Origin of the sequence: Thermus sp. NMX2.A1, from assembly GCF_000511705.1 — a bacterium.
GTDB classification, from domain to species: domain Bacteria; phylum Deinococcota; class Deinococci; order Deinococcales; family Thermaceae; genus Thermus; species Thermus scotoductus.
In genome coordinates this window covers 1-12,781 of sequence record NZ_ATNI01000005.1, presented here as the reverse complement: position 1 = coordinate 12,781, position 12,781 = coordinate 1, and the positions used below count along the sequence as shown (strand labels likewise).

The 12,781-nt window shown below is 67.7% G+C and carries 14 protein-coding genes; 9 read left to right on the top strand and 5 right to left on the bottom strand.

All coding sequences use genetic code 11. The annotated features are described in order from the left end of the window. From TNMX_RS12955 to TNMX_RS00095, 9 genes are all read left to right on the top strand, one after another. On the top strand, window positions 1-212 hold a 212-nt coding region (locus TNMX_RS12955; protein ID WP_216593106.1), incomplete at its 5' end, for a hypothetical protein. Between the two features lie 314 nt (window positions 213-526). Beyond that, window positions 527-1,174, top strand: coding sequence for a helix-turn-helix domain-containing protein (locus tag TNMX_RS00130; protein ID WP_038028205.1), 648 nt, complete (start codon window positions 527-529; stop codon window positions 1,172-1,174). Between the two features lie 289 nt (window positions 1,175-1,463). After that, window positions 1,464-2,537, top strand: a complete 1,074-nt coding sequence (locus TNMX_RS00125; protein WP_038028204.1) for a hypothetical protein — start codon at window positions 1,464-1,466, stop codon at window positions 2,535-2,537. A 6-nt stretch (window positions 2,538-2,543) separates the two neighbouring features. Continuing rightward, window positions 2,544-3,122, top strand: coding sequence for a hypothetical protein (locus tag TNMX_RS00120; RefSeq protein ID WP_038028203.1), 579 nt, complete (start codon window positions 2,544-2,546; stop codon window positions 3,120-3,122). Between the two features lie 129 nt (window positions 3,123-3,251). Further along, window positions 3,252-4,211 carry a ParA family protein gene (locus TNMX_RS00115; protein ID WP_038028202.1) on the top strand — a complete coding sequence of 320 codons (960 nt, stop codon included), beginning with the start codon at window positions 3,252-3,254 and terminating at the stop codon, window positions 4,209-4,211. Next, window positions 4,211-5,122: a ParB/RepB/Spo0J family partition protein gene (locus TNMX_RS00110; protein WP_084221106.1), complete on the top strand. Its 912-nt coding sequence runs from the start codon at window positions 4,211-4,213 to the stop codon at window positions 5,120-5,122. The genes TNMX_RS00115 and TNMX_RS00110 overlap by 1 nt, the downstream gene beginning before the upstream one ends. After that, window positions 5,119-8,766, top strand: coding sequence for an N-6 DNA methylase (locus TNMX_RS00105; RefSeq protein ID WP_038028201.1), 3,648 nt, complete (start codon window positions 5,119-5,121; stop codon window positions 8,764-8,766). Before TNMX_RS00110 ends, TNMX_RS00105 begins: the two co-directional genes overlap by 4 nt. Next, the gene (locus TNMX_RS00100; protein ID WP_038028200.1) at window positions 8,732-9,409 is read left to right on the top strand and encodes a thermonuclease family protein; all 678 of its coding nucleotides are present in this window, start codon (window positions 8,732-8,734) and stop codon (window positions 9,407-9,409) included. The genes TNMX_RS00105 and TNMX_RS00100 overlap by 35 nt, the downstream gene beginning before the upstream one ends. Continuing rightward, complete coding sequence (locus TNMX_RS00095) at window positions 9,397-9,687, top strand: hypothetical protein (RefSeq protein ID WP_038028199.1); 291 nt, start codon at window positions 9,397-9,399, stop codon at window positions 9,685-9,687. The genes TNMX_RS00100 and TNMX_RS00095 overlap by 13 nt, the downstream gene beginning before the upstream one ends. Here the strand turns inward: TNMX_RS00095 and TNMX_RS00090 are convergent. The 5 genes from TNMX_RS00090 to TNMX_RS13135 all read right to left on the bottom strand — a co-directional run bounded on the left by TNMX_RS00090 (window position 9,684) and on the right by TNMX_RS13135 (window position 12,763). Next, window positions 9,684-10,190 (bottom strand): hypothetical protein, encoded by a 507-nt coding sequence (locus TNMX_RS00090; RefSeq protein ID WP_253269336.1) that lies wholly within the window; start codon window positions 10,188-10,190, stop codon window positions 9,684-9,686. The genes TNMX_RS00095 and TNMX_RS00090 overlap by 4 nt on opposite strands. Next, a complete protein-coding gene (locus TNMX_RS00085) occupies window positions 10,172-10,765 on the bottom strand; it encodes a hypothetical protein (protein WP_244345266.1) in 594 nt (197 codons plus the stop codon). Before TNMX_RS00085 ends, TNMX_RS00090 begins: the two co-directional genes overlap by 19 nt. Window positions 10,766-10,769: 4 nt before the next feature. Then, the gene (locus TNMX_RS00080; protein ID WP_038028197.1) at window positions 10,770-11,855 is read right to left on the bottom strand and encodes a hypothetical protein; all 1,086 of its coding nucleotides are present in this window, start codon (window positions 11,853-11,855) and stop codon (window positions 10,770-10,772) included. A gap of 264 nt (window positions 11,856-12,119) precedes the next feature. Then, complete coding sequence (locus TNMX_RS13140; protein ID WP_253269335.1) at window positions 12,120-12,410, bottom strand: hypothetical protein; 291 nt, start codon at window positions 12,408-12,410, stop codon at window positions 12,120-12,122. Then, complete coding sequence (locus tag TNMX_RS13135) at window positions 12,407-12,763, bottom strand: helix-turn-helix domain-containing protein (protein WP_253269334.1); 357 nt, start codon at window positions 12,761-12,763, stop codon at window positions 12,407-12,409. Before TNMX_RS13135 ends, TNMX_RS13140 begins: the two co-directional genes overlap by 4 nt. Window positions 12,764-12,781 lie beyond the last annotated feature (18 nt).

Below are 12,781 nucleotides of genomic sequence, written 5' to 3'. Positions count from 1 at the left end.
TCAGCACTTGTGGGCTTGCCTTGCAAAGGTCGGGACGACAGGTGTATATTCCCGCCCCGATGGGCAAGCAGGGCTTTGTTCGTCGGGAGGCAAGCCCCAAGGAGGTCCTGGAGCACTGCCTCCGCCTGGCCCAGGAGGTGGCCCCACCCACCCCCAAGGGCAAGCGGGGCCGCCCCTGGCGCCACGACTACGCCCGCAAGGCGTTCTCCTGACGGGGAAAGAGTTATCTAAGCTGGATCCCTCAAAAAGGCGAACACCTCGGAGGTCACGCCCCGGGCAAAAAGGCGACCTTCCACAAGTTCCCTGAACCACGCCCGTATCACTTCCTGAGGGGGTCCCAATCCTTTTTCCGCCTTGAGGCGGCGGCCACACTCGTCCGCGTAGATCGCGAAAGCCGGTTCCACCGGGGCCAGTTTACCCGGAGGATCGGCACGAACCCCCTTGCGCCCGCACGGGAAGCGCTATGCCCCAACCGCTTCCCAGCATTGCCGTTGCATCGGGAGGAAACAGGCCGTATTGTGTGGCCATGCCACGCACCAGCCAACGACCTCTCCCCCGCCACATCCTCCGCATCGGCGAGAGGCGGCGGGAGCTTGGCCTCACCCAGGAAGAGCTCGCCCGCATGGCGGGCTTCTCCACCAGCCTCATGGCCAAGATCGAGCGGGGCGCCGTGGACCCCAAGACCCTCTCCGCCCAGTACCTGGTGGGCCTCGCCAGGGCCCTCGGCCTCACCCTCTCCCAGGTCATGGGGGAGGATGTCCCCGGGGACGACCTGGGCTTCGTCCCCTTCACCCTTCCCGTCTACACCTCTCCCAAAGAGCTGGAGGAAGGCAAGCCCGCCTCCCGGGCCTTCCTCGCCCCGGCCGAGCTTCCCCGGGGGGCGGTGGTGGAGTTCCTGGCCTTCCTGGAGGTCCCGGGGAGGTGGCTCGCCACCCTGGACGTCCCCTTCCCCACCGCCCGGCGGGCCTGGGTCCTCACCGAGCTCAGGCCTCTCCTCCAACCCCAGGCCGTCTACCTGGGGAAGGCCCAGGGCCACGCCGCCTTCTTCCCCCACGAGGCTCTGGAGAGGGACCCCCTGGCCCTCTACCCCCTTCACCCGGAGCTCCCCACCCTCTGGCTCAGGGAGGAGCGCCCCGAGGTCTTGGGCCTGGTGCGGGGGTGGCGGGTGCTGTAAAGGCCAGGTATTGCCAAAACCGGTGATATATGCTAACCTCCGGTTGTGGCTAGCCAACCCTGGGGGGAGCGTGCTAGACTCCAGGGTTAAGGAGGTGAGAGAGCACTCAAGAACGCGTAGCGGTAGGCAAAAGTAGGAAGACCGGGGTTTCCCCCGATCCCTTCACCACAACCATCTTGGTACCCTCGCGATCCGCTAATCCGAGGGTAGCAGGCCGAAGGGAAAATGTCAACCCGGGTGGAAGCCCCACGGGCCCCAGGGCCGGGGGTAAGCGGCCCAGAAGGCAACCGTGGGAGCGCGAATCGGCTGGACCCATCTGGAATCGCCAAACGGATTCACCCTCATCCCCAACCCCCTGCTCAACAAGCTCTTCGGCAGCGGCTTCTCCGACCGGGAGTTCGCGGTCTTCCTCGCCCTCGCCACCCGCAGGAACCTCCACCACAAGAAGGCCTCCACCAAGGACCTGGCCCTCCTCCTCCGGCGGGACCCCCGCACGGTGGAGAAGGCCCTGCTCGCCCTCTGGGAAAAGGGCCTGGTGGAGCGGGACGCCACGGGGTGGTGGCTTTCCGATGCCCCGCCCGGGCAGGACCTGCAGGCCCCCGTGCACGCCGTGCAGACCCCCTTGCAAGCTTTGCAAGGCACGGGTGAGGAAAACGCCCTCCAGGACGGGCTTCTCTCGGTGCGGGAAATAAAGGAAAAAGAAACAACTACTGAAGAAAAAAATCCTCCTCATCTTTACGCCCAAGCGGCGGAGGCGGAGGAGGCTGAAGAGGTAGAGGCTGACTGCAAAGCCCCGGAGGAAAGGGCGGTTTCCGCCTCTCCCTCAGAGGGAGGAGAGCGGGCGACCTTCCTGGTTCCTTCGCCGTCTCCGGCCTCCCCTTCCCCTTCTGGATCTTCCCCGGTGCTCGTGAATGAAGGCACGAAGTACCGCCTCCAGGCCCGCCTCAAGGAAGCGGGGCTCTGGGTGGACTTCTACCGGGTCTTCCGCCCGGGCTTCGCCCACGGGGGGCTTTGGCGGGCCTACCTGGAGCGCCTGGAGCGGGAGGCCCTGCCCCTGGGGGAGGCCTTCCTCCAGGCCCTGGACCGCACCCTGAAGGGAGCCCGCCTCGGCGCGGTCCGCTACCCGGCGGCCTACCTGGACCGCCTTCTCCAAGACCTCGCCCCGCCCGAGCGCTCCGAGCACCCCTCCCCTCCCCCGCCCTCGTTGGAGGAGGTGCCTAAGGACGCCCTCCTCCTCCCGGACGGGAGGCGGGGGTACTTCGCCGGGTGGACCGGGGGCGGGGCCAAGGCCTTCGTGGAGGTGGACGGGGTGGCCTACCTGGTGGACCGGGAGAGCGTCCTCCGGGCCCGTGTGCTAGGGTAGAGGGGAATGGTCACGACGCCCCCTTCACCTTCCCTGAGTCGGGTTCCCCTAAGGTTTGGCGCCCACTACGCCGCCGTGGTGCTCGTGGAAGGGCAGGTCTTCGTGAAGGAGAGCCGGGCTCCGAACGGCCAGGTCTACACCTTCTACCGCCTCCGCCTCCCGGACGGGAGCTTCCTCCGCCTGCCCCGGGCCCACCGGGGCCGGCCCATGGCCGAGCTGGTGGGGGCGCACATCCGGGGCACCTTCTGGCCCCGCACGAACGGCCAGGGCCTTCTGGAGAAGTCCCTTCGCCTTGGTCGGATCGGGGTTCCCAGGGGGGACGGGAAGGGACACCCCTTGATGGCCGCCCAGGGCCGCGTGGCCTTCGTGGACCGGGAGGAGGGGAGGTTTGGCCTCGAGGTGCGGCCCAACCCCAAGGGACGCCTCAAGGAGCCCTTCACCCTCACCCTCTGGGCTCCCCTCGCCCTCCTGGAGGAGCTCACCCTGGGGAGCGGGGTTTACGTGGAGGGGGAGGCCCGCCTGAAGACCCGGCGGCTCGTGGCGAAGAAGGTGGAGCCTGCCAGGCTCTGGGACGATCCTTCCTGAAGGAGGGGGTGGTCCCCGCCGGCCTCGAGGCCACGGCAGGGAGGCCGAAAGGCTCTTATCCGGGTGATTTAGAACACACCCGCTGTGGGATTTGACTCACGGCGTGAGGCGGGTTATATTGCTTCCAAGATGAAGAAGACCGTCCTCATTCCCCTCAAGGACTGGGCCCTGGAGCAGGGGCTCTCCTACTCCGGCGCCCTCAAGCAGATCCAGGAGGGGAGGCTCAACGCGCGGCGCCTTGGCCGCTACTGGTACGTGGTCAAGGAGGTGGAGGCCCCGGGGGGAGAAGGGGTGGTGCTCACCCTCTTCACCCACGCCGGAGGGGCGGGGAAGACCTCCCTGGCCCGGGACCTGGGGTACGAGATGGCCTCTAGGGGCAAGCGCGTTCTTCTCGTGGACGTGGACCCCCAGGCCAACCTCTCCGCCTGGCTCGGGGTGGTAGAGGCTCCTGTGGAGGAAACCCTTCTCGGGCTCCTGGAGGGCAAGGGGCGCCTCAGGCCAAGGGAAGTGCTTCCGGGGGTTAGCCTCATTCCTGCGCACGTGGAACTCGCCCGGGCCGAGCTCGTCCTTATCCGGGAACCCTACAAGATGTTCGCCTTGAGGAAGGCCTTGGAAGCCTTCCGGCAGGAGTACGACCTCGTCCTCGTTGACTCCCTGCCCTCTCTGGGCTCCTTGGCCGGGGTTGCAGGCATGGCCGGGGACGGCCTTCTGGTCCCCGTGGAAGCCTCACCTAAGGGGCTTCAGGCCCTACCCACGGTGCTCGCTGTATCCCAGGACTACGCCGAGGGACTGGCCTCCCTGGGGATGTGGGGCGGGGGCGCCTTCGTCCGCGCTCTCATCCCAAACGGGTTGGAGGGCACGGTCCGGGACCGGGAGGTTTTGGCCCAGCTCGAGGCCCTCGGGGGGCGGATCCCCCTGGCGCCCCCCTTGGTGCGCCGTCCGGCGGTGTACCGGGAGGCCCAGGTGCAACGGCTTCCGGTGCAGGCGGTGGGCGGGGAGGAGGTTCGGCGGGAGATGCGGGCCCTCGGGGACTTTCTGGAGGGGATCCTGGAGCAAGTCAAGGCCGAACTGCACAAGGAGGTGGCCTGATGAGCCGCAAGCCGAGCCCCATGGACCCCTTCCTGGCCAGGGCGCTTTCCGCCTTGGAGGAGATGGAGGGGAAGCCCGTGCAGGCTGGCGGGAAGGTGCTTCCCCTCGAGGTCCTCGTCCCCTCTCCCCAGCCCCGCAAGCGCTTCGAGAACCTCGAGGCCCTCGCCGAGAGCGTCCGGGAGAAGGGGGTTCTCCAGCCCCTCCTGGTGCGGCCCTTGGGGGACGGGAGGTACGCCATCGTGGCCGGGGAGAGGCGGTACCGGGCCGCGAGGATGGCGGGGCTCTCCGAGGTCCCGGTGCGGGTGGTGGAGCTCTCCGAGAAGGAGGCGAGGCTCCTCGCCCTGGTGGAGAACCTCCAGCGGGAGGACCTGAACCCTTACGAGGAGACCATAGGGGTCCTCGCCCTCCTATCGGAAGACTTGGGGAGGTCCGTGGAGGAGGTGGTGGCCCTGCTCCACCGGATGCGGGACGAGGCGAGGAGGAAAGTTCCCCATAACGTTATGGGGAACCCGGAGGCTCAGCGGGTGATGGAGATCTTTAAGGCCCTAGGCCGCATGACCTGGGAGTCCTTCGTGCAGAACCGCCTCCCCCTCCTAGGGCTCCCCGAGGACCTGAGGGCGGCCCTGGAGGAGGGTGCTATCCCCTACACCGCCGCCCTGGAACTCAAGAAGGTGAGGGACCTCGAGGCCCGGGCCCGGCTCCTGGAGGAGGCCAAGGGGGGCCTCTCCCTGAGGGAGCTCAAGGCCAGGGTGCGGGAGGTCTTGGTGAAGGAGAAGGCGCCTCCTCCCTGGCACAAGGAGGTGGCGACGAGGCTCGCCCGGCTGGACCCGGAAAGCCTCCCTCCGGAGAAGCGGCGGGCGGTGGAGGAGAAGGTCAGGGAGCTCTTAGCCCTCCTAGGAGGTGAGGAGTGAAAAACGGCGGGAAGAGCGACTCCCAGGCCTTCGCCGAAGAGGTGGTGCGCTGGCTTGAGGGGCTCACCGTGGAGGGGAAGCCCTACCGGGAGTACATCGCCCAGGGGAGGACGGGGGACGAGGCCAACGTGGTGGGCCGCCTCTTCACCCAAGGCTTGCTGGCCCGCTTGGGGTACGACGAGGACCGGGTGATCTACAACCAGCAGAAGGGCTCCGAAAAGCCCGACTGGCTGGTGTACCTGGAGCCGGGGGGAACCCCCTACTTCCTGGTGGAGGATAAGGCCACGGGGGAGGACATGGCCGCCCACCAGGAGCAGCTCTTCCGCTACATGCGGCGGCTGGGGGTGCCCAGGGGAGTCCTCACCAACGGGCGGGAGCTTCTGGTCTACGAGGCGGGCGACGGCCCCCCCAACGCCGTCCTCTACATCTCCTTCCGGGAACTCCTGGAAGGGGGACTCTTCAAAGAGGACTCCCTTAGCGCCCTTCGGGCCCTCTACGGGAGGCTGGCCAGGGAAAGGGTCCAAGCCAAGGAGCGGTGGATCGAGGACCTCACCATGACGAAAGAGGGTAAACCCCACGCCCCAAACGGGGAGACCTGGCCAGGGGAGGCCCGGATCCCCGTGGTCCCCGCCAAGGGGGAGGGCTTCCTCCAGAGGTTCACGGAGGAGGTGAAGGAGGTCCTGGGAGAGCTCAAGGAGGATGCCTTGGCCCAGCTTCGGACCCGGCTTGAGGAGCTGAAGGCCGCGGAAAAAAGGCTTTGGGGGCCCAACAGCCAGAGGCAAAAGTCCATTCGGGAGGAGTTCACCGAGGTACGGGACCGGCTCCTGAAGGAGTTAGAAGGCCACCTCTCCGAGGCTCCTATGGCGGAGTTGAAAAGGGAGCTACAAGCCCCCTGGGAGGAGGGGGCCACTGCCTGGCGGGGCAAAGCGGATCGGCTCAGGGGCTACCTACCGAGGGACAAAACCTCCTGGGGGCGCGTGGACGTCGTCCTTAAGAGGCTGGAAGAGCTGGCCCTCCTCTACGAGGAAGGCCGCCACCGCCTGGAAGAGGACCACGGGGAAGCAGTCCAGACGAAGGAGGCCTTCACCAGGTGGAAGGCCCGCCACGGCTTCCTCCTAAGGATAGAGGCGAAGGGAGACCTGGAGAGGCGGGCCTTGGAGGAGTTCGCCACCCAGACGGCCTACATCTTCTTCGTGCGCCTCCTCCTGGTGCGCATCGCCGAGGACAAGGGGCTCCTGACCCGCATGTTCACGAACGGAGGCGTGGCCAAGTGGTTCCTCGAGGTGGAGCCTTACTACCTGGGCGGGGGAGGGGAAGCTCCTGAGGGCCTTAAGGCCTTCTTTTCCCTGGTCTTCGGCAGGGCGGAGCGGGAGGTCTACGCCCACTTCTTCGCCGAGGGGACCTTCGACTGGTACCACCCGAGCCGCCCTCTGGCCCTCGAACTCCTCTGGAAGCTGGCCCACTACGACTTCCGCGATGTGGATCAGGACATCATTGGCCACCTCTACGCCCACTACGCCACGGAGGAGCACCGCCACCACACGGGCATGTACTACACCCCACCGGAGGTGGTGGACTACATCCTGGACCGGGTGGGCTTCCGCGGCAAAGAGGTGGCCACGGCCACCCTCCTGGACCCCGCCTGCGGCTCGGGGACCTTCCTGGTGCGGGCGGTCCGGAGAGTCCTGGAAGCCTTCCGGGACAAGGGGGGGAAGATACCGGAGGAGAACCTCGCCTTTGCCCTGAAGGCCGTGGCCGAGAACCTGGTGGGCCTGGATGTCAACCCCTTCGCCTGCTACCTGGCGGAGATCAACCTCCTGATCCAGGTCATGGACCTCCTCGAGGGAATAAAACACCTGGGACAGGACGTTGGCCTCGACCGCTTCCGGGTATACAACACCGACACTCTTGTGGCCCGCTTTCCGAGCGCCGCTTTCCTTGACGGCGACCTCTGGCCTGAGGAGAAGGTCAAGCTCACCCCGGAGGCCTTCGACTTTGTGGTGGGCAACCCCCCCTACGTGCGGGCGGATGCTCCGGGGATGAAGGAGTACCGGGATGCCGTCAAGAACCAGCTTCCCCTCAGGGAGAGGGTAGAGGGTGTGTTGCAGAAGAAGTGGGACCTTTACGTCCCCTTCGTGGCCCTTGCCCTGGAGTGGGCCAGGGAGGGGGGAAAGGTGGGCCTCCTCGTGAGCGCCTCCATCGAGGACACCTCCTTCGCCGAGGCCATTAGGAACAGGCTTCTGCAGCACACCCTCCTGGAGGTGGCCCACCTGAACGGGAAGGAGCTCTTCCCCGATGCGGTGGTGGACAACACGATCTTGGTGGTGCAGAAAGCCTCTCCCCCAGAGGGACACCAGGTCCTGCGCAGGCACTTTTCGGGAAAGCCCGGGGCGAGTGGGCCGGAGAAGGAGGAGCGGGTTTCCCAAAAAGGTTTCGCCTTCTCCAGGGTGGGAACCCTGGCTGTAGGAAAAGGGTGTGTGCCCTTGGGGGATATATGCTACGTTTCCAAAGGAATGGTCCTCCACGCCAAGGACGGCAGCTTCCGACTGGAGGACCTCCTCTCCAAGGTCCGGGACCCGAGGCACCCTCGCCCCTACGTGAACGGAGAGCTTATCGATCACTTTGCCCCCGAAGGCCTCCTCTGGCTGGAGTACGGCCCCGGGCTCCGGGCCCCGGCGGAGGTCTATGCGCCCACGTTCCCAGAGCTTTGGGACCGGGAAAAGATGCTCTTTCAGCGAATGCTTCGGAAGCCCCTTCACGAGGCGATCTGGGACCGAGGGCAGTACGGGAGTTTTCTCACCGCCAACCACACGGCCACGGTAGCCGTGCGGTGGTGCGACCTCAAAGGTGTGGGGAACCGCCAGCTGGGAAAGCCCAACAACCGTGAGCGCCTTAGAAAAGAGGCCCTCTCCAAAGGCTACGATATGGGGTACCTGGTGGGGATCGTAAACACCGAAGCCGCTTCAAGGCGATCCGGCTTCCAGTACGTCTCAGGAGGGGTCATAGAGGCTAGCCCAAACTTGGTCAAAGCAATCCCCATTCCGCACGCCAGTCCCTCCGAAAAGAAGCAGGTGCGAAGGTTGGCCCTAGCCTTAGAGAGGCTGGCCCGAATGCTTTCGGCCCTTAAAGGGCAGGGCTGGGACTTGAATCCCAAAGCCCCTAGGGCTCCCGCGAAGGCCTTCTTCGCCGTGAGCCTCGCCCCCTTGGGAGCGGCCAAGGTAGCGTGGGCCCTCGAGGAGTTGGAAGCGAACATCCCTCTGAGGGACTTACTTCGCGATGGGGACACCCTCTACGCCAGGGGGCGAAAGGGAGCCCCAAGGAGGCCGGTGGTCAGGGTGCAGGATGGGGATAAGGCCGAGGCCTTGGAGTGGTTCGTGGAGGTGGCCAAAGCTCCCGGCTCCTCCCTGGCGGGGAAGACCTGGTCTCAGCTCCTGAGCGGAGGGAATGAAGTCCCCCGGAACAGGGACGAGGCCCTCCTAGCCCTGAGGAAGGTGGCCCAGCAAGAGGCGAAGGTGAAGAGGCTCTTGGCTTGGCAGGCGGCGCTGAAGGAGGCCCTCGAGAGGCTAGTGGAAGACCTCTACAGGAGGAGTTGCGACGTGGACAGGGAAGATGGAGAGGGAAACGGTGAAAGTCCGGTGGATTAGCCTCTTCCTCTTCCTCCTCTCCCTCGCCCTGGCCCAGAGCCTGGTGGGGCGGGCCAGCGTGGTGGACGGGGACACCCTCGAGATCCAGGGGGTACGCGTCCGCCTGTGGGGCATTGACGCCGTGGAGTCTTCGCAAACCTGCCTGGACGTCGGCGGGAAGCCCTGGCCTTGCGGGCGGCGGGCGGCCTTCGCCCTGGCCGACTTCCTGGGGCAGCGCACGGTGCGTTGCGAGCGGCGGGACACCGACCGCTACGGGCGCGTGGTGGCGGTGTGCCACGTGGGCGGCCTTGAAGTCAACCGCTGGCTCGTGGAGCAGGGTTGGGCGCTGGCCTACGTGGAGTACGGGGGCAGCGTCTACCTCGAGGCCCAGCGCCAAGCCCAGGCGGCCAAGCGGGGCGTGTGGCAGGGGAGCTTCCAGGCTCCTTGGGAGTACCGGAAAAGCCCCGGGGCCGTCCCCTCGGCGGGCTCCTATTCTGGGACGGGCAAGGCGGGGCGGTGCCATCCCGCGTATCCCACGGTGTGCATTCCCCCGCCCCCACCCGATTTGGACTGCAAGGACATCCCGTACAAGGGCTTCAAGGTCCTCCCCCCAGACCCCCACCGCCTGGATCGGGACGGGGACGGGATAGGATGCGAGCGGTGAACCCCCTCCACGACCCCGAGGCCAGGAAGGAGCTGGCGGACGACCTCGCCTGGCTATGGGAGGAGGTGCGCATGGCCCTGGCGGCCCTGGGCAAGGCCCGGGAGGCCATGGAGGTCCTGGAGGAGGAAGACCGCCTCCTGGGGGTCCTTTACGCCTCCCTCCCCAGGGAGGGGCACCGGGTCCTGAGGGAGACCCTCCAGGAGGCCCTCCGCCGTCTGGAGCGGGCCCACGCCCGGGCCCGGGAGGTCCTGGAGCCGGCGGTCCGGGAAGAGGGCTAGGGCAGGGCCCTTGGGGTCAGGGGGAAGGCCTCCCCGACAAGCCGGCCCCGCTCCACCCGGCCTAGGGCCAGGACCAGCCCCCCCGGGGCCGGGGCCAGGTGGGGGCGGCGGAGGAGGAAGCGGAGGACGAAGGGCCGGGTTTCGGGCTCTTCCTTGGGCCCAGGCACCACCCGCACCCGGCCCAGCCCCGCCCAGGCCCCCAGCCACTCCCCCAGGAGGAGGAAGCGAAGGGGTTCCCCCGGCACCTCCCCAAGGGGGGCGGGGGAGAGGAGCTCCCGGTGGGCCAGGTGGAGTCCCGTGAGGAAGCCCTCCCCGTCCGTGCGGGGGTGGAGGACCACCCGGTAGAGGCCGGGGACGAGGCCCTCCCTCAGGCCCCTTGGGGCCCGCACCCGCTTGGAGAAGAGGCCCTGGCCCTCCAGTCGGAGGCTCACCGCCCCCGGAATGGGGGAGAGGTGGACCACGCCCCGGACCTGGGCCAGGTGGCCTACTGGGGGTCGTCCCAAAGGCGGGCGGGCTCCCAGCGCCGGACCACCAGGCGGCCGCTCCTCGGCCTCACCTCCCCTTCCAGGTAGACCCCGCTCCCCACGGGGGGCAGGGCCTCCAGGAGGGAGAGGGAGGCCCAGAGGGTCAGGGTGAAGGGGGCCCTGAGCTTGCCCCCGGGGTTGGGGCGGACCTCCACCTGGAGGTGGCCTTCCTCGGGGTTCACGGCGGCCAGGCGGCCCCGCAGGTGGAAGTAGGGGGCCCTCTCCCAGAGGGTGGGGTCCAGCCGGCGCAGGTAGTCCAGGCGGCCCTTAAGGGCTCCCTGTTCGTCCGTTCTGGGAGCGTAGACGACCCCGATTCTCTGGTTCAGAAAGGTCTGGCCCAAACCCCTGGGGAGGGGCAGAAACACACCCCTGGGATAGCCGGGGGCTTCGAGATGGTAAAAGGAGAACACCTTGTCCTTCTTCTTCACCTCGCGCAGGCGCACGTGGCCCACGCTCCAGAGGGAGGCGTAGTAGGCCTGATCCCTAGGACACTGCTCCTCGCTCTGGGGAGTCTCAGCGGGGTCCTGAGAGGCCGCCAGGCTCACCCTTTCCACCCCCTCACCCTACCACACGGGCCGCCAGGACGAGTTCCCTATCCACCAGGTGGGCCACCCCGTCCACCTCCACGAAGGCCTTGGCCCCGCCTCCGGTCCAGCCGGCGAAGTAGCCCCTCCGGCCATCGGGCAGGTGGAGGAGGGCCCCGTCCAGGATCCCGTCCCGGGTTCCCCCAGGCGGGGGCGGAGGGGCGGGAGTCCGGGCCTCCAGGTCCGCCATCACCGCCTCCAGGTAGCGGGCGGGGTAGCGCACCCCTCCCTGGGCCACCCCCCTCAGGGTGAGGGCCAGGGCCTGGAGGAAGACCTCCCCCTTGGGCAGGGCCTCCCGCTCCAGGCGGGCCAGGTAGGCGGCCCAGAGGGCCTCGGAGGGGAAGCCGGGCCGGAAGGCCCTGTAGAACTCTCCCAAGAGCCCCGCCCCTTTGAGGGCCCCCTGCAGGGGCTTTGTGCCCGCCTTCACGAGCGGCGGGGAAGGGTTGGAAGGGAGCGAAGGCTCGTTCACCGAAGAGGGGGCGGCCGGGAGGCCTTCGCCCCCGAGGTCCGCCTCGGGGAAGTCCTCTTCTCCTTGAGAGGGCTGGACTACCTCTTCCTCCGAGGCCTCTTTCTCCTCCTCCTCGGCCCGGGTGGGCGGGTGTGAATGAGGAAGATCTTTTTCTTCCTTTACTTCTTCCTTTATTTCGGGCCCCCGGAAATCACCGTCTGGAAGGCCATTTTCCCCACCTCCGCCTTGCAAGGCGTGCAGGGGGGCGTGCAAGGCTTGCGGGCCGGCGTGCCCTCCTTGCGGGAGCCCCCCCGCCAGGCGGTAGCGCCCGGGGGAGTCTACCTCCACCAGCCCCGCCTCCCAGAGGTCCATGAGGGCCTTGCGGGCCGTGCGGGGGTCCACGCCCAGGAGGGCGGCCAGCTCCTTCTCGTCGGCGCTCTTCACCCGGAGCCGGGCCCGGGAGGCCAGGGCCAAGAGGACCAGGCGGGCGATGGGGGAGAGGGTCCCTTCCCACCCGGGGACCTGGCCGCTGAGGGCGACTTCCATCAGGCTGTTGGGGATGAGGCTGTAGCTTCCTTCCGCTTGCAGATACCTCCACGAGGGATTGCGCATCTTGGCTTGTGGGCCGCTTCACCCCCGACCCTGGGGCCAGGGGGGTTGACTCTTCCCTCGCTTTGCGGTACCCTTGGCTTAGCGAGCGTGGGTACCACACGAGGGATGGGAGGCAACCCCGAAACCTCCCGCTCTTTTCTTTTAGGACACCACTACGTCCTTCGCTCTTCCCACCTCCTTAGCCCCGCATTCTAGCACAAGGGACCGGGGCGTCCAGTCCATATCCTAAGGTTACCTCCTCGGAGCCTGATTGGCAACACCTGGCTATTCCCAGGTGAGCCAGGCCCGCACCAGGCCCACCACCTCGGGCCTCTCTCCTTCGAGCCAGAGGGTGGGGAGGGAGGGGTCTAGGGGGTAGAGGGCGAGACGGCTTCCCCTCAGGGCCTCGTCGGTGGCGAAGCCCATCCCCTCCCCGTGGCGGACCACGTAGACCCCTCCGGGCCGCACCAGGGGCCTGAGCTCGGCCATCACGTGCACCCTCCGGGTGAGGGGGAAGGGGACGTCCAAGGTGGTGAACCACCGGCCGGGGAGGGTGAGGTAGGCCAGCCTGCTCACCTCCGCCCCGGGGGCACCTGCTCGGGGGTGATGGCGAAGCGCTCCACGTCCTCCCGGGCCAGGTCCTCGGGGGCCCGGTAGACGGGGAGGAGGAGGGGCTTGGCCAGCTCGCCCCCCGGCAGGTCCTCGTCTAGGAGGGCGTTCAGGGGGAGGCCCAGGGCCTTGGCGAGGCCCACCACGTGCTGGGCGGAGAGGCTCCTGAGGTCCACGGCCCCCCGCTCGATCTTGGCCATGAGGCTGGTGGAGAAGCCCGCCAGACGGGCGAGGCCTTCTTGGGTGAGGCCCAGCGCCTTGCGGCGCTCCACCAGGCGGGCCACGCGGGGGGGTAGGGGGTTGCGTGAGGTCCTAGCCATGGTACTCCGATATTACGC

Coding starts and splice junctions, on each gene's coding strand:
- TNMX_RS00130 (WP_038028205.1), top strand. CDS start 527: ATGCCACGCACCAGCCAACGACCTCTCCCCCGCCACATCCTCCGCATC.
- TNMX_RS00120 (WP_038028203.1), top strand. CDS start 2,544: ATGGTCACGACGCCCCCTTCACCTTCCCTGAGTCGGGTTCCCCTAAGG.
- TNMX_RS00115 (WP_038028202.1), top strand. CDS start 3,252: ATGAAGAAGACCGTCCTCATTCCCCTCAAGGACTGGGCCCTGGAGCAG.
- TNMX_RS00110 (WP_084221106.1), top strand. CDS start 4,211: ATGAGCCGCAAGCCGAGCCCCATGGACCCCTTCCTGGCCAGGGCGCTT.
- TNMX_RS00100 (WP_038028200.1), top strand. CDS start 8,732: ATGGAGAGGGAAACGGTGAAAGTCCGGTGGATTAGCCTCTTCCTCTTC.
- TNMX_RS00095 (WP_038028199.1), top strand. CDS start 9,397: ATGCGAGCGGTGAACCCCCTCCACGACCCCGAGGCCAGGAAGGAGCTG.
- TNMX_RS00080 (WP_038028197.1), bottom strand. CDS start 11,855: ATGCGCAATCCCTCGTGGAGGTATCTGCAAGCGGAAGGAAGCTACAGC.
- TNMX_RS13135 (WP_253269334.1), bottom strand. CDS start 12,763: ATGGCTAGGACCTCACGCAACCCCCTACCCCCCCGCGTGGCCCGCCTG.